Below are 23,201 nucleotides of genomic sequence, written 5' to 3' on the forward strand. Positions count from 1 at the left end.
CTCCCGGCCCGGGCGGGAGGCCCGCGCCCCGCCCGGGCGGCCGGCCCCGGCCCGCCGCCCGGGCCGGGGCGCCACCCGGCGGTGCCCCCGCGGCCCGCGGCCCCGCCGGTACGACCCCTGCCGAAACGGCGGCGTACCCCTGCCGCCTCCCGGTAATCCGCCGCCTCACTGTTCACCCTCTACACAAGGAAAAGGCTGTGGCCATGGAAATGACCTGTATCGATACGGACCAGGAATTAGCGGAGACCGCACGCCGCACCAGCAAGAATCTGCTGCAGAGAATGGAACAGCATCTGCGCACATTCCTTTCGGCCGAACACGAATTATGGACGGCGGTGGACGAGCGGGCGGTCGGCGCCGTCGACGCCCTGTCCGAACTGGTCGCGGCGGGCGGCAAACGCATCCGGCCCGCCTTCTGCATCGCCGGCTATCTCGCCGCCGACGGCGACCCCGAGAACCCCGCCGTCGTGACGGCCGCCGCCGCCCTGGAGATGCTGCACGTCTCGGCCCTCATCCACGACGACATCATCGACGCCTCCAGCCACCGGCGCGGACTGCCCACCGTCCACGCCCACCACTCCGCCCTGCACACCCGCCGCGCCTGGCAGGGCGAGGCCCGCCGGTTCGGCGAGGGCGTGGCCCTCCTCGTCGGCGACCTGGCCCTGGTCTACTCCGAGCAGCTGATGGCCCACGCACCCGCGGCGGTGGTCCCGGTGTGGAACCGGCTGCGCTCGGAGCTGATGATCGGCCAGTACATGGACATGAGCGCGGCCGCCGAGTTCTGCGTGGACCCCCAGCTCTCCCGCTGGATCGCGCTGGCCAAGTCCGGCCACTACACCATCCACCGGCCGCTGGCCGTCGGGGCGAGCGCGGCCGGCCGGCCCGACCTCGCCCCCGCCTTCGAAAAGTACGGCGAGGCGGTGGGCGAGGCCTTCCAGCTCCGCGACGACCTGCTGGACGCCTTCGGCGACTCCGCGGACACCGGCAAGCCCGCCGGCCTGGACTTCAGCCAGCACAAGATGACCCTGCTCCTGGGCTGGGCGATGCAGCGCGACGAGCGCATCCACAGCCTGATCACCACCCCCGGGCACACGCCGGAGGAAGTACGCCGCCACCTGGTGGACACCGGAGTCCCCCACGACATCGAAAAACACATCGCCGACCTCGTCGAGCAGGGCTGCGCGGCCCTGGCCGACACCCCCATCGACCCGGTGTGGCGCACCGAACTGACCCACATGGCCACCCGCGTCGCCTACCGCACCGCCTGACCCCGCCCCCGCCACGCCCCCGCACCGCGGGGGCGTGGCGGGAGAGCGGACCACCGGATCGCCGAGCAGCTCTTCCCCCGCAGGTTCGGGGCGCCCGCACGGGCCCGGGGCGGCTGACAGGCACTCAGGGCGCCGTTCGGCGCCTCCGGCTGCGGTCCCGCCGGGGGCGTCCTCGGCCGACGGCCGGGCCCCGCCCGTGCGGGCGCCGCCGCACACCGCCGGTCCGCCGGCGAGGGCGGCTGACGGGCGCTCAGCAGGGCCGGCGCCCCCGGCAGCGGCCCGGGGGAGGACCGGGCGTTCTCACCCCGCGGCAACCCGCGGCCGGGCCCGGAATCCTTGGCCGGTAGCCGGTAGCCGGTAGCCGGTAGCCGGTAGCCGGAATCCTTGGCCGGTGGCCGGTGGCCGGTGGCCGGTGGCCGGTAGCCGGGTCAGGCGTCCTCGCCGAGTACCCGCCGTACCGCCTGCTGGGCCGCGTAGAAGTCGGCGTCGGAGACGGCCGGGTCGTCCTCGACCCCCTCGAGCCACTGGGCGATCTCCTCGGTCGACCACAGGTCGAATCCCTGGGGAATGTCCAGGGTCGTGGTGTCCGTACGCAACTGCTCGGCCGCCGCTGCTTCCTTGACGCTGCGCGTGTTCACTTCGATCACCGCGGCTCTCCCTTCGGCACGTGGGGGGAACGGACGGGCGACCCTGCCAGAGGCCGGCCGGGGATGTCCAGCCCGTCGCCCGCGCGTTCGCCTCCCGCCGCACTGCCCGAGCCCCGCAGCCCGCCACCTCGCCGGGGGCTCAGGCGCCGCTCTGGGCCACGACGTCGCTCAGGGCCCGCCCCAGCGGCAGGTCGATCCGGTGGTCGGCGAAGCGGTCCCCGCGGGTGGGGCCCTGGTTCACGATCAGCACCGGGATACCGGCCTGCGCGGCCTGGCGCACGAAGCGCAGCCCGGACATGACCGTCAGGGACGAGCCGAGCACGAGCAGCGCGGACGCCTGCGCGACACGGCGCCGGCAGGCCGCCACCCGCGCGGGCGGCACGTTCTCGCCGAAGAAGACCACGTCCGGCTTGAGGATCCCGCTGCCGCAGGCCTTGCACGCCACCACCTCGAACGCGCGGACCGCCTCCTGGGGCAGCTCCACGTCGCCGTCGGGATTGACCCGCGCCGCGCGGTGGCCGGCGGCGCGGGCCTCGAAGTGCGGGTTGGCCCGGCGCAGCCGCTCATCGAGCTCGGCGCGGTCGCCGAGGTCCCCGCAGTCCAGGCAGACCGTCCGGCTCAGGCTGCCGTGGAGCTCGATGACCTCCTGCGTGCCCGCGGCCTGCTGCAGGGCGTCGACGTTCTGGGTGATCACGCCGGTGACCAGGCCCGCCCGGGCCAGCGCGGCCAGCGCCCGGTGGCCGGTGTTGGGCCGGGCCCGCGCCATCACCCGCCGGCCCAGCTGGCTGCGCGCCCAGTACCGCCGGCGGGCCTGCGCATCGGCGGTGAACTCCTGGAACGTCATGGGCACGTGGTGGCGCCGCAGCGAGCCGTGCGCCCCGCGGTAGTCGGGGATGCCCGACTCCGTGGACAGGCCCGCCCCGCTGAGCACGACGACGCCGCCCGCGCGCACCGCGGCGACGACCGCCGCCACCTCGCGCGAGGCCGGCGCCAAATCGTCCTGGCCGCTGGGGGGCTCCCAGCTCAGCGTGGGGCGCATCCGCATGACCGCCAGCTTAGGCACCCACCCGCCACGGGGCACCGCCCGCCCGGGGCACCGCCCGTCATGGGGCGGCCGGGCGGGCGGGCCCGTCCGGTCAGGCGGTGCTGAGGGGGTGCGCCGCGGTGGCCGAGCGCGGCGGCCAGGCGCGCGGGGCCAGGATGCCCAGCACGTAGGCGCGGGCGATGAGGGCGGGCCGGCTCGCCGCGCCCAGCAGCTGGCGCAGGCGGCTGAGGTGATAGTCGAGCGTCTGGCGCGACAGCTTCAGCGAGGCGGCGATGTCGCTGTTGCTGCTGCCCTGCGCCAGCAGGCACAGGATGCGGATCTGCGTGGCGGTCAGCGGGGGATGGGCCTCGTGGGCCAGCCCCTGGTGGGTGATGACGGCCCACACCTGCCGCGCCCGGCCCGCGGCGGACCCGACCGCGGCCAGCTGCAGCCGGGCGCGCCGCTGGCGGCCCTGGGCGTCCAGGAGCACCGCGGACATCTCCACCCGTCTGGTGCGGCGGGCTATCAGCCCGCTCCACCGGGCGTGCAGCTTCTCCAGGCCGGCAGCGGGCGCGAGCAGGCTGTGCGCGCGGCGCCCGACCAGGTCGGGCAGGGCGAGATGGAACAGCTCGGCGGCCGCCGCACTGGCCTCCAGCACCCGGCCGCCGGCCGAGAGCAGCGCACAGGGCAGCCCGCTGTGATCGCGCAGCGCCCGCAGGCTCTCCTCGGCCTCCTGGCGCTGGACCAGGGCCCGCAGATGGTCGGTGATGTCCACGTAGATCCCCGCGACACACGTCTGCGCGTTCTCGCGCACCGGGAACCGGTGCCCCACCGCCCGCCCCGCGCTGCCGTCCGGGCGCCGGTAGCCCAGGGTGTGGCGCACCGGCGTGCCGCGGGTGAGGATCTCCTGGTCCAGCGCCCGGAACCGGGCCGCCTCGGCCGGGGCGTCGAAGTCCTCGATACGTTTGCCGGTCAGCTCCTGCGCGGTGGTGTTGTACAGGTGTGCGTAGGCGTGGTTGGCCCACAGGTAGCGGCCCTGCCGGTCCCGGATGAACGCGGCGGCCGGCGCCAGGTCGGCGAGGTCGGCGAAGGCCGCGTAACGGCGCGGCACGGGCGGGCGCGCCTCGACCTCCACCGCCAGGCCGTGCGGGCCGCGCCGGCCGCGCCCGGCCTGGCGGGGCCAGCTCACATCGAAGGTGCGCCCGTCGAACCGGGCCTGCCAGCGGTCCTGGCGCGGCGGGTGTCCAGGGCCTGCGGACTCCTGGTGCATCCGCTCCAAAAAGCGCTGCGCGGTGGAGGTGTCGGCGAACGCGCCGCCGCCCCGCTCGCGCACCTGCCAGGGCTGGTCGACCTCCCACCAGAACACCGGCAGGTCCTCGAGCAGTTCCTTGAGACTGGAATCGTCCACAGCGCTCTCTCCGTCCGTATCCGGCCAGTTGACGCAACGTCACCACGCGATGCGTATCCCGCCCCGCTGCCGCGCATGCCCGCTTCTCGGCCGAAGTGCCGCCCGGACACACCTACTTGCCGCCGCGCGGCCGGCCCGCACCGCCGCCCGCACCGGACTCCGGCGGGGGCAACACGGCGTGCGACTCAGGCATTTGCCTGAGCGGCAGACCCTCCCGCCGGTGCGGCAGGCGCCTGCCGCCTGGTCCCCTTGAGTGTGCGGGTGAACACGCCCCGCAACCGACATCCGGTGATCCCCGCGCCCGGCGCGCGGCGGCGCCGGCCCGTACGGGGGCACAGTCCGACCGGACGAATGGAGACGAACTTCAGTGAGCACAGTGCTGTTGGTGCATGCCAAGGGTGGCCCGCCGCTCGGTCACGTCCTGTCCCGGGCGGCCGCCAAGGCGCGGGTGCACCTGCTGGCGCTCAGCGCGCTCCCGCCCGCCACGACCGGCCCCGCCCACACCCTGTGCGCCTCGGTGCTCACCCCCACCGGCCCCCAGCGCCGCGACCTGGTGTCCCTGATCGTCGCGCAGGCCCGGGCCGTCGGCGCGGACGCGGTGCTCACCTTCTCCGAGTACGCGGTGGTGGCTGTTGCCCAGGCGTGCGAGGAACTGGGCCTGGCCGGCGCGGGCAGCGCCGCCGCGCTGGCCCGCGACAAGCGCCTGATGCGCCGCACCTGGCAGGAACACGGCCTGCCCCAGCCCGCGTTCCGCCCCCTGGCCAGCGAGGACGACCTGCACGCGGCCGCCGCCGAGCTGTCCTTCCCGCTGCTGCTCAAGGCGGCCTGGAGCGCGGGCTCCACCGCCCACCAGATCATCCGCGCCCCGCACGAGGTGAGCGCCGCCTGGCACCGCTCGCGCCAGGTGATGGCCGAATCCGCCCAGCTGGGCTACGCCGAACTGCATGTCGCCCGGGCCCAGGCCGACTTCGTGGTCGAGGAGATCGTCACCGGCACCGCCGCGTCCTGGTTCACGGAGGAGGGCTGGGGCGACTACGTCAGCGTCGAGGGCGTCGTCGCCGACGGCGCCTTCCACCCCGTCTGCCTCAGCGGCCGGATGCCCACCGTCGAACCCTTCACCGAACGCGCCAGCATCACCCCCGCCCTGCTGCCCCCCGGCGCCCAGGAACAGATCGTGGACCTGGCCCGGCGCTCCGTGGACGCCCTGGGCCTGCGCGACTGCGGCACCCACACCGAGATCAAACTCGGTGCCGACGGCCGCATGTGGCTGATCGAGACCGCCGCCCGGTTCGGCGGCGCGATGACCGTCCCGCAGGTCGAAGAGGTCTTCGGCCTCGACCTCGTCGGCATGCTCATCGACCACCTCCTGCGCCGCCCCGTCGCCTGGCCCGCCCACGCCCTGACCCCCGCCCAGGCCCGCGGCGCGGCCGGCTCCCTGGTCGTCCTCGCCGTCGACGCCGCCGGCCAGGCCTGGCCCGACCGCAGGATCTGGGACTTCTCCGCCGCCGCCCGCATCCCCCTGGCACCGCACAGCACGCTCTGCGCGGTCGCCGAGAGCAGCCTGGCCGACGGCAGCCCCGTGCCCGTCTACGACCCGGCCGCCGGCGCCAACACCATGGCCGCCCTGTGCCTGCTGTCCGCCCCCGATCCCCACAGCGTGCTGCGCGGCTTCGAAACCCTGATCGCCGCCCTGCCCCAGGCCCTGCCCGCCGCCCGCCCCGAGGAGGCCCGCCGATGACCGCCCCCCTGCTCACCGGCGCCCCCCAGCCGGCCACCGACCGCACCGTCACGGGCGAGAACCTCTCCCTGCCGCTCTTTCGCACCCTCTCGGGCGTCCTGGCCGGCCACCCCTACCTCAAGGTCGTCGTCGACCGCGCCGCCCACACCTGGCACCTCCTGGACACCGCCGCCCACCCCTTCCACGTCAACTACATCGCCACCCGCATCCTGGGCATGGACCTCGCCGCCCTCGACGCCGACCTGGACGCCTTCAACGCCTCCGTCTACATGGACCCCCAGCGCCGCTTCCTGCTCGGCGTGCTCTCCCTGCACACCGACGAGGACCTCGAGGGCCGCGAACGCACCTTCCTCGTCCTGGAGACCACCGAAGCCGACACCATGCACGGCGAACTCCTCGCCTCCTTCTACGCGTTCGTCCGCGAGCGCGTCGACGGCCGCCTACCGCTGCTCCTCAAACCCGCCAACCACGGCCAGGAGGAGGAACTGGCCGCCATCAGCGAACAGCGCGTGCCGCGCATCCTGAGCCACGAACTGTTCGGCACCCGCACCCGCACCCCCCTCAACCCCGGCGAAGCCACCGGACGGCTGCGCTACTTCGCCACCCACGAGGCCTACGCGGCGGCCGAACCCGCCCTGGGCTGGGCGGACATCGTGGCCATGCCGTGCCTGCCCGACGACGTGCCCCGGGTGGCCGGATTCCTCAACACCCAGCCCATCACCCCGCTCTCCCACACCAACGTCCTGGCCTCGGGCTGGGGCATACCCAACGCCATCGTGCGCGACCTGGACCGCCTCCTGGCGCAGGACGCCCTGGACGGCGCCTGGGTGCACTACCGGGTCCGCGAGGACGAGATCGTCCTGGAACGCCTGGAGCAGGAACCGGCGCTGGCCGCCCCCGCCTGGCACCAGCAGCGCATCCGCCTGGAACCGCCCCTGCTCCAGGACGCCCCCGTCCTGGCCCTGCACCGCCTGCGCAGCGCCGACCGGGACCGCTACGGCACCAAGGCCGCCAACCTCGGCGAACTGCACCACGTCCTGGACAGCCGCACCGCCGACCTGACCGCCTTCTACGGCCGGCCCCGCCCCCCGCGCGAGGACCTGACCGCCCACCTGGCCGCCCGCCTCGGCCTGAGCGCCCCCACCCGGGCCGAACTCAACGCCCACGCCGCCCGCTTCGTGGCCGCCACCGTCGGCGCCCCGCACGGCGTCGCCCTGCCCTTCGCCCTCCAGCAGCACTTCCTGGCCTCCTGTGCGCCCCTGCAGCAGGGCATCGGCAAACTCAAGATGGCCCTCGAACTCGACGCCGGCGACGTCCTGGACGCCCTCTGCCTGCAACTGCAGCACCTGATCCGGCACACCCCCCTGCCCGACTCCGTCACCCGCCAGATCAGCCAGGCCTTCCCCACCGCCCCCAGCGGACGCCTGGTGGTGCGCTCCTCCTCCAACGCCGAGGACCTGCCCGGCTTCTCCGCCGCGGGCGTCTACGACTCCGTCACCACCGTCAACTCCACCGGCGAACTCCTGGACGCCGTACGCCAGGTGTGGGCCTCGCTGCTCTCCCCGCGCAGCGTGCGCCTGCGCCACCAGGTCGGCATCTCCCTGGACGACACCTACATGGGCGTGATCATCCAGGAGTACGTGCCCGCCTCCCTCGGCGGCGTCCTGGTCACCTGCGACCCCACCCGCCGCGAGGACTTCCGCAACGTCTACCTCAACTGCTCGCCCGGCTCCCCCGAACAGGTCGTCGAGGGCTCGGTGCTGCCCCAGCAGTACCTGTACAACACCGTCGAGGGCGGCGGACGCACCCTCGCCCTGGGCTCCTTCGGCCAGGCCCTGCCCGCCGCCACCCGCACCCGCCTGGCCGAGCTGTCCCTGACCGGACGGCTCCTGCAGTCCCACTTCAGCGGCTCGCACCTGGGCGGCGCCGACGTCGACAAGCCGCTGGACATCGAGTGGCTGATGACCGAGCAGGGCGACTTCCGGCTGGTCCAGATCCGCCCCTACGCCCTGTGAGCGCGCACCCCCGGCGCCCCGGCAAGAACACCGGCGCCGGCCCCACCGCCACCGCCCGGCGCATCATCCGCCTCAACTACGGCTTCCAGCTGCTGTTCAACCTGCTGTGGTGGATGCCGGTCTTCTACGCCTACCAGAAGAGCGCCGGACTCAGCGACGCGCAGATCTTCGGCATCCAGAGCATCTACTACGTGGCGTTCTGCCTGTTCGAGATCCCCACCGGGCTCATCGCCGACCGCATCGGCGCCCGCAACTGCCTGCGGGCCGGCGCCATCGTCATGACCGCCGCCAACCTCGCCCCCGTCCTCAGCGCCTCCTACCCCGGCTTCCTCGTCCACTTCCTGGCCATCGCCGCGGGCCGCTCGCTCACCTCCGGCGCCGCCAGCGCCTACCTCTACGACGGGCTGCGCGCCGAAGGAGGCGACGCGCACTACCTCAAGGCCGAGGGCACCGCACGGGCCCTGGGCCTGGCCGCGAAGGTCGTGTGCTGGCCGCTGGTCGGCCCCCTGATGGCCCTGGCCCACCCGGCCCCCTACCTGCTCAGCGCGCTGAGCGCGGCCGGCTCCCTGGCCTGCGCGCTCGCCCTGCCCCGCCTGGCCCGCCCGCAGCACGCGACGCCGAGCGCCCCGGCGGGCACGGGGCCGGGCAAGGGCGCCGGGCGCCGGGGCGGGGCCTTCCTGCGCGACGCGGGCGCCGCGCTGCGCTGCGTGGCCTCCTCCCGCCGGCTGGCCCTGGTGATGGTGCAGGGCGTGGCCCTGTTCACGCTCTCCCGCATCTGCCAGGTCAACCTCTTCCAGCCGATCCTCCTCGACCACGGCATCGCGGAGTCCTCGCACGGCGGCGTGCTGGCCGCGATGACGCTCGCCGAGGCGGTGGCCTCGGCCCGCCCCCAGTGGCTCAGCCGCCGCCTGCCCCCGGTCACCTGGGTCTCCCTGCTCAGCCTCGCCCTCGCGGGCACCCTGGCCGCCATGACCCTGGGCGGGCCCTGGGCCGTCGTCGCGCTGCTGTGCCTGTTCGCCGCCGCGACCGGCTTCGCCTACCCCGTCCAGCGCAAACTCGTCAACGACGCGGTGCCCGCCCACGCCCCGCGCGCCACCCTGCTCTCCATCGAGAGCATCGTGGACCGCGCGGTGTGCGCCCTGGCCGCGGTCGCCGCGGGCGCCTACCTCTCCGCCGGCCACCTGGACGCCCTGCTGTGGCACAGCGCCCTGGCCACGGCACTGCTGCTGGGCGCCTTCCAACTCCTGCTGCGCACCGGCGCGGTACGCCAGGACCGACCGGCCCCCGACAGCCCGGCCCCGGACCCGGCGGGTGAGGCCGGCCGGCAGACCGCCGGCGGCCGCTGACACCCCCCGGCCCCCGGGAGGCGTCACGTCAGCGGGCGCGGTGGCCCAGGCGCTCGAGCACAGCGAGCGGGAGGTAGGCGGGCCGGTGCGGGCGGGCCACCTGGTAGGGCACGAAGCCCAGCGAGGCGGCGACCTCGACCTCCTGGGCCGTCTCGGCCTGGTAGACCAGCCGGCAGCGGCCCGGACCGGCCTTCGCGCGCTGCCACAGCGCGGGAGCCGGCTTGCGCTCCGCCTCCGTGCGCGGCGTCAGGACCCGCTCGCCGAAGTCCGCCCAGGCGAACGGCGCGGCACCCCGCCACGTCGCATCGACCTCGCGGCGCAGCCGGGCGGCCCGCTCGGCGTCCGTCGCGCCCCACGCGGGCGGCACGTTGGTGATCAGACCGATCCTGATGTGCCGCGCGCGCAGCGCCCGCAGATAGGCCGCCGCACCCGGCCGGTAGCCCGTGCTGCCGTCCTCGGCGGTGTGCACCAGAGTCTCACCCAGATCGAAATACACCACGGGGCAGCCGCGTTCACCGCCCGCCCGCGCGGCGGAGACCGCCACCGCGCCGCCCGCGCTCTCCTGCGGGGCGGCGGCACTCGCCGTGGCCCACAGCACGGCCGACACCAGCGCCGCGCCGAACGCGAGGCCGGTGCGCACCGGGCCTCTGGAGACGGATCTGTTCACGGCGTCGCCGCCCTTCTCCTGGCGCACCACAAAGGATGCGCGGAACACACATCGCATGACTGTCAGGTCCATGCCACCCGGCCGCCGCAAGGTACCCCATGCGAGGCCGCACCGCCCGCCCTTTCCCTCACCACCGCACCGCTCTCCTCACACCCTGCCCCAGAGCAGCACCCGCCACGCGGACCCCACCCGCGCTCCACGCCCCGCACCGCCCGGACCCCGGGCGGGGGAGCGGCGCGAACGGCCGCACCCGGCTAGGGAGTTGTACCGCGCCCCGCCCCGCAGGCCCCGCCCGCCCCTTTCCGGCCCCCCCTCCGCAGCCAACTCCCGCCCACCGGCGTACTGTTCGCCCCAGTGCTGCTGCCGCCCGCCGGACCGCCGGGGCCGGGCGCCCCGCCCCGGCGGTCCGGCGGCCGGGAGCAACTGCACCCGCACACAGCGCCGTTCGGCGCCGTACCGTCTGCTCGACGTCCGCCTCAGGCCGCGTCGTGAGTGCCTTGAGGGCCGCTTGAACGCGCTCTGCGTGCCGCCCCGCGCGCAGCCGCGCGACGCCCCGCCCTGCCGGGCCCGCGGATACGCCCTCACCAGGCGTATCGGGGCCCAACACCCCGGCCGGGGACGGCGGCGGGCGGGCCGGCGGCGGGCCCGGGGCACCGGCGGGGGCGGGGCGGGCAGGTGGGCAAAGGCCGCCGCGCAGGGCGGCGCACGCCGCATGATGCAACCACAGATGCACCCGAAGGGCGGCCCAGATGAGTCCGGACGCACGCGGCGTCGACACACACGGCAGTGCCGGCCGCGGCCACGCCGTGGTGATCGGCTCGAGCCTGGCCGGGCTCACCGCCGCCCGGGCCCTGGCCAACTCCATGGACCACGTCACCGTCATCGAAGCCGACCGCCTGCCGCGCGGGACCGGACGGCGCCGCGGCGTGCCCCAGGCACGGCACACCCACAGCCTGACCACCACCGCCCAGCAGGGCCTGGAACAGCTCTTCCCCGGCATCGGCCAGGACCTCCAGCGGGCCGGGGCGATCCGCCTGCGCCTGCCCCAGGACATGCTGCTGCTCGGCCCGCACGGCTGGCTGCCCCGCTTCGACTCGGGCCTGTCGATGCTCAGCGCCGGCCGCGACCTGATCGACGCGGTGATCCGCGACCGGCTGCGCGCCGAGTCCAAGGTGCGCTTCCTGCCCGCCCACGAGGTCGTCGCCCTGCAGCCCGGCCGCAACGACACCGTCACCGGCGTCTGGGCCCGCGCCCGGGACCGCCGCACCCCCCAGGGCTGGGGCCCCCGGCAGCTGATATCCGCCGACTTCGTGGTGGACGCCTCCGGAGCCGGCTCACGCGCCCCGCACTGGCTGGCCGAACTGGGCTACGAGCCGCCCCGCGAGAGCGTCACCCAGGCCCGCACCACCTACGTCTCCACCGTGTTCGCCCCGCCCGTCGGCCATGTCGCCGACTGGCAGGCCCTGTTGCTGATGGCCTCGCCCGACAACCCCCGCCAGGGCACGCTCCAGCCGGTCGAGGGCGGCCGCTGGTCGGTGACGCTCTGCGCCGGCGACACCGAACGCCCGCCCACCGACCACGCCGCCCTGCTGCACGCCGCCGGCGCCCTGCGCCACCCGCTGCTGCGCGACGTCATCGAGGCCGCCACCCCGCTGGGCCCCGTCTACGCCTGCGCCCGCACCGAGAACCGCTGGCGCCACTACGAGAAACTGCGCCGCTGGCCCGATCAGTTCCTCGTCGTCGGCGACGCCCTGGCCGTCCTGGACCCCGCCCACGGCCAGGGCCTGACCCTGGCCGTGCAGGGCGCCCTGGTCCTGGACCACGTCCTGGCCGGCCACGGCACCACCGTCGGCCTGGGCTACCGGCTGCGCCGCGCACTGGCCCACCGCCTGGCCCCCGCCTGGCAGTCCAGCACCCGCCACCTGCGCACCACCCTGGACGAGGACCCGCCCACCGGCCCGCGCGCCCGGCTCGCCCGGCGCTACACGGCCCGCGTCGCGGCCGCCTCACCCACCGACCCGCACGCGGCCACCCAGCTGGTCGCCCGCCTCCAGGCGGCCGGCCCGCTGGCCGCCGTGCCGCGCCCGCGCACCCAGCCGGCCGCCCCCCACGCCCCGGCCGCGCCGCCCAGCCTCACCCACGGCCCGGCCGCCCGCCGCCGCGCCCCCGCCCCGGCCCCGGCCGCGCCCGCCATCGGGGTGGCCACCGGCTCCGCCCGCCGCCGGCCCCAGGGCTCCTCGGCGCAGTGGCCGCCCGTGGCACCGGCCGGGGAACGCCCCCCGCCGGTGACCTGGTGAAGGGGGGAGGCGGCCGCGAGCGGCGAACCGCGTGGACATAGGGTTCAGGCATGACAAGAGCGCAGCAACTACCTGCTGTAGAGGCCGACTTGAGCGACCCGTGGCGGACGTCGGGCAGCAACGCCCCAGCCCGTACGCGCCAGTTGGGTGCCCGGTGGGCGGCCGCCCTTGCGGATGACTCGAAACTCGCTCGAGAACCAGTGGAGTTGGGGCCGGGTTCCGGCTTGAGCGTGGTTGTCCGCCCGTTCGGGGAGTCGATAGCGTTCCTCCCGCTCAAGGGCACGGGCCCGTTTGCGCCGCTGCAGGCCGCCCCCACCACCGACCGCCCACCGGCCGGCCCGGGTGTGCCTGTGACCACTGAGCGGCGAGGGGAGGGCGCGCGGGCATGAGCATCACCGAAGATGCACCGCAGCGGGAGCGGACCAAGGCGCCGCAGGGCGAACGCATCGCCGACTGGGCGGACGGACGGCTCGGGATCTACCAGTGGCGCACCCTGATGCGCAAGGTCTTCCCCGAACACTGGTCCTTCATGTTCGGCGAGATCGCGCTCTACAGCTTCATCATCCTGATCCTCACCGGCCTCTACCTCACCATGTTCTTCAACCCGAGCATGAGCGAGACGGTCTACGAGGGCCCGCACGTCCCGCTGCAGGGCGTGCAGATGTCGGAGGCCTACGCCTCCACGCTCCGCATCAGCTTCGAGGTGCGCGGCGGCCTGTTCATCCGCCAGCTGCACCACTGGGCGGCGCTCACCATGATCGCCGCGACCATGGCGCACACCCTGCGGCACTTCCTCACCGGCTCCTTCCGCAAGCCGCGCGAGCTGAACTGGCTGATCGGCGTGGTCCTGCTGGTCCTGGTCACCCTGGAGGGCTTCCTGGGCTACTCGCTGCCCGACGACCTCCTCTCGGGCACCGGCCTGCGCATCGCCGAGGGCGTCACCCTGGCCATCCCGCTGGTGGGCACCTACCTGACGATGTTCCTGTTCGGCGGCGAGTTCCCCTCCACGGACGTCATCCCGCGCTTCTACAGCCTCCACATCCTGCTGCTGCCCGGCATCATGCTGGCCCTGGTCACCCTCCACCTGATCCTGGTCGTCTACCAGAAGCACACCCAGTTCCGCGGCCCCGGCCGCACCCAGCAGAACGTGGTCGGCCAGCCGCTGATGCCGCACTACGCGGCCAAGGCCGGCGGCTTCTTCTTCCTGGTCTCCGGCGTCCTGTCGCTGATGGCGGGCATCGCCCAGATCAACGCCGTCTGGGTCTACGGCCCCTACCGGCCCGACCAGATCTCCCAGGGCTCCCAGCCCGACTGGTACATGGGCTTCCTGGAAGGAGCCCTGCGCGCCTTCCCCGCCTGGGAGTTCGCCGTCGCCGGCCACACCGTCAACATGGGTGTCCTCATCCCCGCCGTCGTCCTGCCCACGCTGCTGATCGGCATCGCCTGCCTGTGGCCGTTCATCGAGGCCTGGATCACCGGCGACAAGCGGGAGCACCACCTGCTGGACCGCCCGCGCGAACAGCCCACCCGCACCGCGTTCGTCTGCTCCCTGGCCGCGTTCTACCTGGTGCTGTTCTTCGGCGGCGCCAACGACATCCTCGCCGAGCGCTTCCACCTCTCGATGAACGCCATCACCTGGGGCGTGCGCATCGGTGTCTTCGTCGTCCCGGCCCTGACCTACGTCATCACCAAGCGGATCTGCATGGGCCTGCAGCTGCGCGACCGCGACAAGCTCCTGCACGGCCGCGAGACCGGCCGCATCAAGCGGCTGCCGCACGGCGAGTTCGTCGAGGTCCACGAGCGCCTGGAGCGCGAGCAGGAGTACATGCTGCTCTCCCGGGAGGTCCACCAGCCGCTGCCGGCGCCGCTGCGCGAGGACGACCAGGGCGTGCCCAATCCCAAGTCCCGCACGGAGCTGGTGCGCCACCGGCTCAGCCGCTGGCTGTCCGGCGGGCAGATCCCCAACCCCAGCCCGCAGGAGATGCGCCAGGCCCTGGACCACCTCGACCACACCTCCAACGGCCACGCGCCGGCCGCCCTGCCCGCCGCCGAGGGCCGCGAGGCGGACCAGCAACTGCACTGACCCCGGCGGCCCGGCCCCCACCGGCCGGGCCACCGACAGCGGCGCGGGTGACCAGGGGACGGGTCACCCGCGCCGCCTGCGTGCGCCCGGCCCCAAAACCACCGGCCCGCCCCGGCCCCTTGGTCCCGCACGCCCCCCCTCTCGCTGCCCCCGCAGCGGAACACCACGCCCAAAGCGCCCAGTTCACCGCCCGGTACGCCAACGGCCCCTGCACGGCGGCGGGTTGGCGGGCCGCGGGCCTCGGTACGGGGGCGCAGGCGGGCTCCGCATCCCTGCCTCCCCGTGCCCGGCCCGCCCCGGCCCACCGGCGGCAAGAGCCCCTGGCGCGGGGCGGCGGAGCGGGCCGCCCACCCCTCCGCTTGGAGTGACCCACGTCACTTTGAAGGGCTCTTGGTGTGGGGCCCGGCCCGTGTCACTATTTCTGCAGACCTCCCCTGCCCAAAAGCCGTGCCCCCTCCCTGTCGAGCGTGGAGCCCGTGGCCGCAGGGGAGTTGCGTCAGGGCCCTGGTGTTCCACGTGCCGGCCCGACGGCCCCTCACCCGCACTGCCCGCCCCACCGGCCGACGCCGCCGGCACCGAAGGCCGCCCGGCCCCCGCCGCGCGGCCAGGCCGCCCGCAGACGCCGCACCGGCCCCTCAGCGCCGGTCGGTGAACCCCCGCGCAGCACCCCCCCTTTTTTCCCGCGCCCCGCCCGACCGGCGCCCCCGCCCCGTTCCACCGTGCCCGCACGCCCGGCGCGTGCAGGCCCCAGACCGCCCGGCGCCCGGGGCGGAGCCGCCCGCCGGCTCCGGGGCGCCGCCCGTAACTGCCGCCGTTCACACCGGCGCCGTGATCCACCTATGGAGGAATGATGTCGGGAACCGCCGATCTGGCAGGCGTCTACGCTGCCGTCGAGGAATCAGCCGGACTGCTGGACGTGGCGTGTGCGCGCGAGAAGGTGTGGCCCATCCTGGCCGCGTTCGAGGAGGTCCTGCCGAACGCGGTGATCGCCTTCCGGGTGGCGACCAACGCCCGCCACGAAGGGGAGTTCGACTGCCGCTTCACCGTGCCCGGGGCCATCGACCCCTACGCCGTCGCCCTGGAGAAGGGGCTCACCACCCGCACCGGCCACCCGGCCGAGTCGCTGGTCGCCGAGGTCCAAAAGCACTGCGCCGTCGACAGCTACGGCGTCGACTTCGGTGTCCTGGGCGGCTTCAAGAAGATCTGGGTGTACTTCCCCGGCGGCCGCCACGAGAGCATCGGGCACCTCGCCGGGATCCCCTCGATGCCGGCCGCCCTGGCCGAGAACGCGGACTTCTTCGCCCGCTACGGCCTGGCCGACAAGGTCGACCTGATCGGCATCGACTACGCCAGCCGCACCATGAACGTCTACTTCGCGGCCTCGCCGGAGGTCGTCGCCCCCGACACCGTCAAGGCGATGCACCGCGAGATCGGACTGCGCGAGCCCAGCCAGGAGATGCTCGACTTCTGCGGCCGGGCGTTCGGCGTCTACGCCACCTTGAACTGGGACTCGCTGAAGGTGGAGCGGATCTCCTACAGCGTCAAGACGGAGAACCCGCTGGAGCTCTCCGCCCGGCTCGGGGCCAAGGTCGAGCAGTTCCTCAAGAGCGTTCCCTACGGCACCGACACCCCCAAGATGGTCTACGCCGCGGTGACCTCCAGCGGCGAGGAGTACTACAAGCTCCAGTCGTACTACCAGTGGCGGACCAACAGCCGGCTGAACCTTTCGTACATCGGCGGGCGTTCGTGACCAGCAGTCCCGTACAGCACCCTTCACACCTTTCGAAAGGGATCAGCGCATGACAACTGAAGCCACTCTCGGGCGCTTTCGCGAGTACATGGTCGGCCCCTCGCGGTTCATGAGCCTGCTGTCCGTCTTCGAGCTCGGCATCATCGACACGCTCCGCGCCCGGCCCGGCCTGACCGCCACCGAGCTCGGCGAGGCCGTCGGCGCCAAGCCCGACGCCGTGGAGCAGCTGCTGTTCCTGCTGGTCAAGGAGGGCTTCGTCGCCCAGGACGAGGCCACGGGCGCCTACACCCTGGACGCGCTCGCCGAGGTCGCCGAGAGTGACCTCAAGCGCGCCCTCACCTACATGAACATGATCAAGGTGGTGGCGCTGCGGCAGCTCTTCTACCTCACCGAGAGCGCGCGCACCGGCACCATCGTGGGCCTCAAGGAGCTGTACGGCACCGAGGGCGGGACGCTGTACGACGCGGTGGCCGGCCACCGCGACCTCAACGACGCCTGGCTGACGCTGATGAACAACGTCACCGCCAACATCGACCCCTGGTTCTTCGGCAACATCGACGTCCCCGCCGGCGCCCAGGTGCTCGACGTGGCCGGCAACACCGGTCTGGGCGCGATCCACACCTACCGGCACAAGGCCTCCCCGGGGCTGAAGGTGACCACCTTCGACCTGCCGGAGAAGGAGAGCACCTGCCTGGAGAACTTCAAGGAGCACGGCGTGCAGGAGCACTGCTCCTTCATCGGCGGCAACGTCTTCGACGAGATCCCCAAGGGCTTCGACACCGTGCTGATCAAGCACTTCCTGGACATGTTCGACAAGGACGACGTGTTCAAGATCCTCAAGGGCGTCCACCGCTCGCTGGAGCCCGGCGGCACGGTCAACATCATGGTGCCGGTCTATCCCGAGGACATCCGCGACAGCGACAACTACAACGTCGACTTCTTCCCGGCCTTCTTCATCGGCTGCACCATGGGCCAGGGCGGCCCGCAGAAGATGTCGGTCTACCAGAACTGGCTGGAGGAGTGCGGGTTCAAGGTCACCAAGGCCCTCACCAAGGACCCCGCCGAGGTGCCCCGCGACGTCATCCCCGTCCAGGCCATCCTGTGCGCGACGAAGATCGCGTGACCGGCTGATCCCGGGCCCCCCGCTCACCGCTGCGAACAAGCGCCAACCGGCACATGGAGGATAAATGTCCGGAGTCACGGGGATCGACGAGGTGTACGCGGCCATCGAGGAGGCGGCCCGCCTGGCGGGGCTCTCCTGCGCGCGCGAGAAGGTCTGGCCGATCCTGAGCGCCTACGCGGACGGTCTTGCCGAGGCCGGGGTCGTCTACAGCGTGTCGAGCGGCCAGGACTCCCCGGCGGAACTCGACTACACCGTCACGGTGCCGCCCCGCAGCGGCGATCCCTACGCCACCGCCCTGGCGCACGGCTTCGTCACGGCCACCGACCACCCCGTCGCCTCCCTGCTCGCCGACCTCCAGGCGCGGTGCAGCATCAGCGAGTACCTCATCGACGGCGGCGTCGTCGGCGGGTTCAACAAGATCTACGCGCACTTCCCGCAGGACGTGCAGGGGGTGGCCGAGCTCGCCGGCCTCCCCAGCATGCCGCCCGCCCTGGCCAAGAACACCGGCCTGTTCGAACGGCACGGCCTCGGCGACGTCGCGATGACCGGCATCGACTACCGGCGCCGCACGGTCAACCTGTACTTCACCCAGCTCTCCGAGGAGAGCCGGGCACCGCACAACATCCTCGCGCTGCACCGCGCGATCGGCCTGCCGGAACCCGACGAGCAGATGCTCGCCTTCGCCCGGCGCTCCTTTCGCATCTACACCACCCTCAGCTGGGACTCCCCGCGCATCGAGCGGATCTGCTACGCCCCGCCGCCGGCCCGCGGCTGGGACCCCGCCGCCCTGCCGGTGCGCATCAGCGAGCAGGTCGAGCAGTTCGTGCGCCGCGCCCCGCGCGCCTACGAGGGCGAGCCCATCGTCATCGCGGCCGTCAAGTGGGAGCCCCAGGGCCGCTACCTCAACCTGGGCCCGTACTACCAGCTGTCGCCGCTGATGCGGAAGGTGATCGGCGCGGTCCACAACGGGAAGATCTGAGAAGCCCTTCCCGTCGGCGTCGTCGGTCGTCGGCGTCGTTGGCGTTATCCGCGTCATTGCCTGAGCCCGGACCCCGGTCCGGGCTCAGGCAATTTCTTATTCCGCACCCGCCTTTTCCATGTCGTGACGGGCTTGAGAATTGTTGCCACCGGTGCGTACACCCTCATGCCCACAATAAAGTTGAATGTTGCACCATGTTCATGAGTGTAACGTCGAAACGGTGTTGATTTTGCTCTGAGGAATCAGGCAAGATCGCTCAGTGCTCAGCAGGGGATTCCACACCCGTGGCACCCCCATTTACCCACCCGCTATTCGCAGAGGGGACATTCATGTCAGATTCCGTCACGGGCCAGGGCTTTTCCGACGCGGCCGAACTGCGCCGCGCCAACCGGGCCACCGTCGAGCAGTACATGCACACCCGGGGCCAGGACCGGCTGCGCCGCCACGAGCTGTTCACCGAGGACGGCCGCGGCGGCCTGTGGACCACCGACACCGGGTCCCCGGTGGAGACGGTGGGCCGGGACCGGCTCGCCGAGCACGCCGTGTGGTCGCTGGGCTGCTTCCCGGACTGGGAGTGGTACAACATCCAGATTTTCGAGACGCAGGACCCCAACCACATCTGGGTGGAATGCGACGGCCGCGGAAAGATCCTCTTCGGGGACTACCCCGAGGGCTACTACGAGAACCACTTCCTGCACTCCTTCGAACTGGAGAACGGAAAGATCAAGCGTAATCGCGAGTTCATGAATCCGTTCCAGCAGCTGCGTGCGCTCGGCATTCCGGTTCCGGAGATCAAGCGCACCGGCATTCCCACCTGAGTACCACTCGATTACCGCTGGATCGGAGTACGTCATGGAAGACGTTATACGGGAGATTCGTATCCGCGGGGCATTGCAGCAACCCGATTGGAGCGACCTCTCGCAGCTGAACCGGGTCGGGGAGGCCCTGGCCGCCCGCCCCCCGCTGGTCCAGGGCGACGACCTGGCCACCCTGCGCACCCTGCTCGGCAAGGTCGCCGCCGGCGAGGCGATGGTCCTGCAGTCCGGCGACTGCGCCGAGGACCCCCAGGAGTGCACCCCCCGACATGTGGCCCGCAAGGCCGCCCTGCTTGACCTCCTTGCCGGCTCGCTCGGGTTGATCACCGGCAAGCCGGTGCTGCGGGTGGGCCGCATCGCGGGCCAGTTCGCCAAACCCCGCTCCAAGCCCACCGAGATCGTCGACGGCGTCGAACTGCCCGTCTTCCGCGGCCACATGGTCAACGGCCCCGAACCCGACGCCGAGAGCCGCCGCCCTGACCCGCTGCGCATCCTGACCGGCTACATGGCCGCCGGCGACATCATCGAGCACCTGGGCTGGCGCGATCGCGCCGCCGGCCGCGAGGTCGTCGAGCCGCTGGTGTGGACCAGCCACGAAGCCCTCCTGCTCGACTACGAGACGCCGATGCTGCGCACCGACGACAAGGGCCGGCTGTTCCTGGGCTCGACGCACTGGCCCTGGATCGGTGAGCGCACCCGCCAGGTCGAGGGCGCCCACGTGGCGCTGCTGGCCGAGGTCAGCAACCCGGTGGCCTGCAAGGTCGGCCCCGCCATGGAACCGGCCGAACTCCTGGCGCTGTGCGAGCGGCTGGACCCCTGGCGCGATCCGGGCCGCCTCACCCTGATCGCCCGGATGGGCGCCGACGCCGTCGCCGGGCGCCTGCCGCGTCTGGTGGAGGCCGTGCGCGAGGCCGGCCACCCCGCGATCTGGCTCAGCGACCCGGTGCACGGCAACACCGTCACCGCCCCCGGCGGCTACAAGACCCGCCTGGTGGACACCGTCTCGCGCGAGATCACCGGCTTCGTCGAAGCGGTCCGCGCGGCCGGCGGCGTGGCCGGCGGACTCCACCTGGAGACCACCCCCGACGACGTCACCGAATGCGCCACCACCGAAGCCGACCTGGACACCGTGGGCGAGCGCTACACCTCCTGCTGCGACCCCCGTCTCAACCCCACCCAGGCCCTGACCACCGTCTCCGCCTGGCCCGCCTGAGGCCCCCCCCATCCGCCTGCGCCACCCGCAGCCACGCACCAAGCCGAGGACTGGAACCATGACCGGCATACCCCCCATCAGCCCGTACCCCCTGCCCGCCGAGGGCGACCTGCCCGCGGCCGCCGTGTCCTGGACCGCCGACGCCGACCGGGCGGTCCTCCTTGTCCATGACATGCAGCGGTACTTCCTCAAGCCCTTCCCCGACAGCCTGCGCCAGGACCTCGTCGACAACGCGGCCCAGCTGCGCGACCGGTGCGCCCAACTGGGCATCCCGGTCGCCTACACCGCCCAGCCGGGCGGCATGAGCGACGAACAGCGCGGCCTGCTCAAGGACTTCTGGGGCCCGGGCATGCGCCCCGCCCCCGAGGACCGCCAGGTCGTCGACGCGCTCGCCCCCACCGAGCAGGACTGGCTGCTCACCAAGTGGCGCTACAGCGCCTTCTTCAAGACCGACCTGCTGGAGCGGATGCGCGCCGCGGGCCGCGACCAGCTCATCCTGTGCGGCGTCTACGCCCACGTCGGAGTGCTGGCCACCGCCGTCGACGCCTTCACCCACGACATCCAGCCGTTCTTCGTCGCCGACGCCACGGCCGACTTCTCCCAGGACTACCACCGCTCGGCCCTCACCTACGCCGCCGAGCGCTGCGCCCGGGTCACCACCGTCAAGGGGCTGTTCACATGACACAGACACCGCCCACCCCCGCCCCCCACCCGGCGGGCGACCTCCTGCACCAGGCCCTGACCGGCCAGGCGCCGGCCTTCGCCCTGCTGCACCGGCCCACCACGACCGGGCCGGACGCGGTGGAGGTCCTGACCGGCGCGGTGTCCCTGCCCGCCACCCTCGCCGACATCCCGCTGCCCCCACCGCCCGCCCCGGGCGCCGGCGCCCGCCACGAGGTCCTGGTCGTCATGCCCTACCGGCAGCTGTCCGAACGCGGCTTCGCCTGCGCCGACGACGGCACCCCGCTGGTGGCGATGACCGTCACCGGCCAGCAGCAGCTGCCCCTGGCCGACGCGCTGGCCCGCCTCCCCGACGTGCCCACCCCGCTGGCCGGCGGTGACTTCGACGTCGACGACGCCGCCTACGAGGACGTCGTGCGCCGCATCGCCAAGGAAATGATCGGCACGGGGGAGGGCGCCAACTTCGTCATCAAGCGCACCTTCGTCGCCGACATCACCGACTACGGCCCCGCCAGCGCCCCGGCCCTCTTCCGCCGCCTGCTGGAGCGCGAGTCCGGCGCCCACTGGACCTTCCTGATCCACACCGGCAGCCGCATCCTGGTCGGCGCCTCCCCCGAACGCCACGTCAGCCTGCAGCGCGGCACCGCCGTGATGAACCCCATCAGCGGCACCTACCGCTACCCGCCCGCCGGCTCCACCCTCGAGGGCGTCCTTGAGTTCCTCGGCGACCGCAAGGAGACCGACGAGCTGTACATGGTCCTCGACGAGGAACTGAAGATGATGGCCCGCATCTGCGACGGCGGCGGCCAGGTGGTGGGCCCCTACCTCAAGGAAATGGCCCGCGTCGCCCACACCGAGTACTTCATCGAGGGCCGCACCGACCGCGACGTGCGCGACATCCTGCGCGAGACGATGTTCGCCCCCACCGTCACCGGCAGCCCCCTGGAGAGCGCCTGCCGGATCATCCACCAGTACGAACCCGGCGGCCGCGGCTACTACAGCGGCGCCGCCGCCCTGATCGGCCGCGACGAGCACGGCGAGCGGGCGATGGACTCCGCGATCCTCATCCGCACCGCGGACATCACCCACCAGGGCCGCATCGCCATCGGCGTCGGCGCCACCATCGTGCGCCACTCCGACCCCGCCTCCGAGGCCGCCGAGACCCGCGCCAAGGCCGCCGGCCTGGTCGCCGCCCTCAACGGCGACACCACCGAACGCTTCGCCGACCACCCCCGGGTACGCCGCGCCCTGGAACTGCGCAACGACTCCATCGCCGGCTTCTGGCTCTCCGACACCCACACGCGCACCGCCGCCCTGCCCGAACTGGCCGGCCGCCGGGTGCTGGTGGTGGACGCCGAGGACACCTTCACCTCGATGATCGACCAGCAGCTGCGCTCCCTGGGCCTTGAGGTCACCCTGCGCCGCTACGACCAGGACTACACCTTCGAGGGCCACGACCTCGTCGTCATGGGACCGGGCCCCGGCGACCCGCAGGAGGTGGCCCACCCCAAGATGCGCCACCTGCACACCGCCGTCGCCACCCTGCTGCGCGAACAGCGGCCGTTTTTGGCCGTGTGCCTCAGCCACCAGGTCCTGGGCCTCCAGCTCGGCCTGCCGCTGCGCCGCAGGGACGTCCCCAACCAGGGCGTGCAGAAGGAGATCGACCTGTTCGGAGCCCCCGAACACGTCGGCTACTACAACACCTTCGCCCTCCTCAGCCACCACGAGGAGATCACCCCCCGCGGCGTGCCCGGCCTGCCCCAGGGCGAACGCGTCCAGGTCAGCCGGGACCCGGCCACCGGAGAGGTCCACGCCCTGCGCGGACCGGGCTTCGCCTCCCTGCAGTTCCACCCGGAATCGGTCCTCACCCGCGAAGGCCCCCGCATCGTGGGCACCGTCCTGGCCGGCCTCCTCGATCCGGCCCGCACCCCCGACCCGGCCTGAACCGGCCGGCCCCTGTGAACACCGGGCCGGCGCCCTCCCCCGAGCGCCGGCCCGGCCCTCTGGCGCCCGCACGCCCCGGGCGCCGTCCCGACCGAAGGACTCACCCACCATGTCTGACCTGGCCCAGCCGAACGGGACGCGGACCGCGCCCGCAGGCGGCGCGAGCACACCGCGGCGTTCGGAGACCCTGACCGGCACCCTGG

General features: G+C 73.2%; 17 protein-coding genes. 13 read left to right on the forward strand and 4 right to left on the reverse strand.

Annotation, left to right across the window (positions count from 1 at the left end; translation table 11 throughout):
• Nucleotides 1-203 precede the first annotated feature (203 nt).
• Complete coding sequence (locus ACFVYL_RS37260; protein WP_389724566.1) at nucleotides 204-1,268, forward strand: polyprenyl synthetase family protein; 1,065 nt, start codon at nucleotides 204-206, stop codon at nucleotides 1,266-1,268.
• A 428-nt stretch (nucleotides 1,269-1,696) separates the two neighbouring features.
• Here ACFVYL_RS37260 and ACFVYL_RS37265 read toward each other — a convergent pair whose 3' ends face one another.
• The 3 genes from ACFVYL_RS37265 to ACFVYL_RS37275 form a co-directional block, all read right to left on the reverse strand.
• Complete coding sequence (locus ACFVYL_RS37265) at nucleotides 1,697-1,915, reverse strand: hypothetical protein (RefSeq protein ID WP_389724569.1); 219 nt, start codon at nucleotides 1,913-1,915, stop codon at nucleotides 1,697-1,699.
• 139 nt (nucleotides 1,916-2,054) lie between these two features.
• Nucleotides 2,055-2,960: an NAD-dependent protein deacetylase gene (locus tag ACFVYL_RS37270; protein ID WP_389724572.1), complete on the reverse strand. Its 906-nt coding sequence runs from the start codon at nucleotides 2,958-2,960 to the stop codon at nucleotides 2,055-2,057.
• Between the two features lie 91 nt (nucleotides 2,961-3,051).
• Nucleotides 3,052-4,347, reverse strand: coding sequence for a PAS domain-containing protein (locus ACFVYL_RS37275; protein WP_389724574.1), 1,296 nt, complete (start codon nucleotides 4,345-4,347; stop codon nucleotides 3,052-3,054).
• 367 nt (nucleotides 4,348-4,714) lie between these two features.
• Here ACFVYL_RS37275 and ACFVYL_RS37280 point away from each other — a divergent pair, with 367 nt between their 5' ends.
• The 3 genes from ACFVYL_RS37280 to ACFVYL_RS37290 are packed head-to-tail and all read left to right on the forward strand — an operon-like array spanning nucleotide 4,715 to nucleotide 9,446.
• On the forward strand, nucleotides 4,715-6,085 hold the full coding sequence (locus ACFVYL_RS37280; RefSeq protein ID WP_389724577.1) for an acetyl-CoA carboxylase biotin carboxylase subunit family protein: 1,371 nt from the start codon (nucleotides 4,715-4,717) through the stop codon (nucleotides 6,083-6,085).
• On the forward strand, nucleotides 6,082-8,100 hold the full coding sequence (locus ACFVYL_RS37285; RefSeq protein ID WP_389724580.1) for a PEP/pyruvate-binding domain-containing protein: 2,019 nt from the start codon (nucleotides 6,082-6,084) through the stop codon (nucleotides 8,098-8,100). The genes ACFVYL_RS37280 and ACFVYL_RS37285 overlap by 4 nt, the downstream gene beginning before the upstream one ends.
• The gene (locus ACFVYL_RS37290) at nucleotides 8,097-9,446 is read left to right on the forward strand and encodes an MFS transporter (protein ID WP_389724582.1); all 1,350 of its coding nucleotides are present in this window, start codon (nucleotides 8,097-8,099) and stop codon (nucleotides 9,444-9,446) included. The genes ACFVYL_RS37285 and ACFVYL_RS37290 overlap by 4 nt, the downstream gene beginning before the upstream one ends.
• A 28-nt stretch (nucleotides 9,447-9,474) precedes the next feature.
• On the opposite strand, the gene ACFVYL_RS37295 is transcribed toward ACFVYL_RS37290, so the two are convergent.
• A complete protein-coding gene (locus ACFVYL_RS37295; protein WP_389724585.1) occupies nucleotides 9,475-10,161 on the reverse strand; it encodes a hypothetical protein in 687 nt (228 codons plus the stop codon).
• Nucleotides 10,162-10,862: 701 nt separating this feature from the next.
• Between ACFVYL_RS37295 and ACFVYL_RS37300 the strand changes: the two genes are divergently transcribed.
• From ACFVYL_RS37300 to ACFVYL_RS37340, 9 genes are all read left to right on the forward strand, one after another.
• Nucleotides 10,863-12,410 carry an FAD-dependent oxidoreductase gene (locus tag ACFVYL_RS37300; protein ID WP_389724586.1) on the forward strand — a complete coding sequence of 516 codons (1,548 nt, stop codon included), beginning with the start codon at nucleotides 10,863-10,865 and terminating at the stop codon, nucleotides 12,408-12,410.
• A 385-nt stretch (nucleotides 12,411-12,795) separates the two neighbouring features.
• Nucleotides 12,796-14,493, forward strand: coding sequence for a cytochrome bc complex cytochrome b subunit (locus ACFVYL_RS37305; RefSeq protein ID WP_389724589.1), 1,698 nt, complete (start codon nucleotides 12,796-12,798; stop codon nucleotides 14,491-14,493).
• An 847-nt stretch (nucleotides 14,494-15,340) separates the two neighbouring features.
• On the forward strand, nucleotides 15,341-16,243 hold the full coding sequence (locus ACFVYL_RS37310) for an aromatic prenyltransferase (RefSeq protein WP_389724592.1): 903 nt from the start codon (nucleotides 15,341-15,343) through the stop codon (nucleotides 16,241-16,243).
• Nucleotides 16,244-16,292: 49 nt separating this feature from the next.
• Nucleotides 16,293-17,366 carry a methyltransferase gene (locus tag ACFVYL_RS37315; protein WP_389724594.1) on the forward strand — a complete coding sequence of 358 codons (1,074 nt, stop codon included), beginning with the start codon at nucleotides 16,293-16,295 and terminating at the stop codon, nucleotides 17,364-17,366.
• A 64-nt stretch (nucleotides 17,367-17,430) separates the two neighbouring features.
• Nucleotides 17,431-18,345: an aromatic prenyltransferase gene (locus tag ACFVYL_RS37320; protein WP_389724597.1), complete on the forward strand. Its 915-nt coding sequence runs from the start codon at nucleotides 17,431-17,433 to the stop codon at nucleotides 18,343-18,345.
• Nucleotides 18,346-18,674: 329 nt separating this feature from the next.
• The gene (locus ACFVYL_RS37325) at nucleotides 18,675-19,163 is read left to right on the forward strand and encodes a PhzA/PhzB family protein (RefSeq protein ID WP_389724600.1); all 489 of its coding nucleotides are present in this window, start codon (nucleotides 18,675-18,677) and stop codon (nucleotides 19,161-19,163) included.
• Nucleotides 19,164-19,197: 34 nt separating this feature from the next.
• Nucleotides 19,198-20,373, forward strand: coding sequence for a 3-deoxy-7-phosphoheptulonate synthase (locus ACFVYL_RS37330; RefSeq protein ID WP_389724603.1), 1,176 nt, complete (start codon nucleotides 19,198-19,200; stop codon nucleotides 20,371-20,373).
• A 58-nt stretch (nucleotides 20,374-20,431) separates the two neighbouring features.
• On the forward strand, nucleotides 20,432-21,055 hold the full coding sequence (locus tag ACFVYL_RS37335) for an isochorismatase family protein (protein WP_389724606.1): 624 nt from the start codon (nucleotides 20,432-20,434) through the stop codon (nucleotides 21,053-21,055).
• Nucleotides 21,052-22,998 (forward strand): anthranilate synthase family protein, encoded by a 1,947-nt coding sequence (locus ACFVYL_RS37340; protein ID WP_389724608.1) that lies wholly within the window; start codon nucleotides 21,052-21,054, stop codon nucleotides 22,996-22,998. Before ACFVYL_RS37335 ends, ACFVYL_RS37340 begins: the two co-directional genes overlap by 4 nt.
• Nucleotides 22,999-23,201: the final 203 nt, after the last annotated feature.

Source organism: Streptomyces sp. NPDC058308, assembly GCF_042880275.1.
GTDB lineage: Bacteria > Actinomycetota > Actinomycetes > Streptomycetales > Streptomycetaceae > Streptomyces.

Coding starts and splice junctions, on each gene's coding strand:
- ACFVYL_RS37260 (WP_389724566.1), top strand. CDS start 204: ATGGAAATGACCTGTATCGATACGGACCAGGAATTAGCGGAGACCGCA.
- ACFVYL_RS37270 (WP_389724572.1), bottom strand. CDS start 2,960: ATGCGGATGCGCCCCACGCTGAGCTGGGAGCCCCCCAGCGGCCAGGAC.
- ACFVYL_RS37285 (WP_389724580.1), top strand. CDS start 6,082: ATGACCGCCCCCCTGCTCACCGGCGCCCCCCAGCCGGCCACCGACCGC.
- ACFVYL_RS37300 (WP_389724586.1), top strand. CDS start 10,863: ATGAGTCCGGACGCACGCGGCGTCGACACACACGGCAGTGCCGGCCGC.
- ACFVYL_RS37305 (WP_389724589.1), top strand. CDS start 12,796: ATGAGCATCACCGAAGATGCACCGCAGCGGGAGCGGACCAAGGCGCCG.
- ACFVYL_RS37310 (WP_389724592.1), top strand. CDS start 15,341: ATGATGTCGGGAACCGCCGATCTGGCAGGCGTCTACGCTGCCGTCGAG.
- ACFVYL_RS37315 (WP_389724594.1), top strand. CDS start 16,293: ATGACAACTGAAGCCACTCTCGGGCGCTTTCGCGAGTACATGGTCGGC.
- ACFVYL_RS37320 (WP_389724597.1), top strand. CDS start 17,431: ATGTCCGGAGTCACGGGGATCGACGAGGTGTACGCGGCCATCGAGGAG.
- ACFVYL_RS37325 (WP_389724600.1), top strand. CDS start 18,675: ATGTCAGATTCCGTCACGGGCCAGGGCTTTTCCGACGCGGCCGAACTG.
- ACFVYL_RS37330 (WP_389724603.1), top strand. CDS start 19,198: ATGGAAGACGTTATACGGGAGATTCGTATCCGCGGGGCATTGCAGCAA.
- ACFVYL_RS37335 (WP_389724606.1), top strand. CDS start 20,432: ATGACCGGCATACCCCCCATCAGCCCGTACCCCCTGCCCGCCGAGGGC.
- ACFVYL_RS37340 (WP_389724608.1), top strand. CDS start 21,052: ATGACACAGACACCGCCCACCCCCGCCCCCCACCCGGCGGGCGACCTC.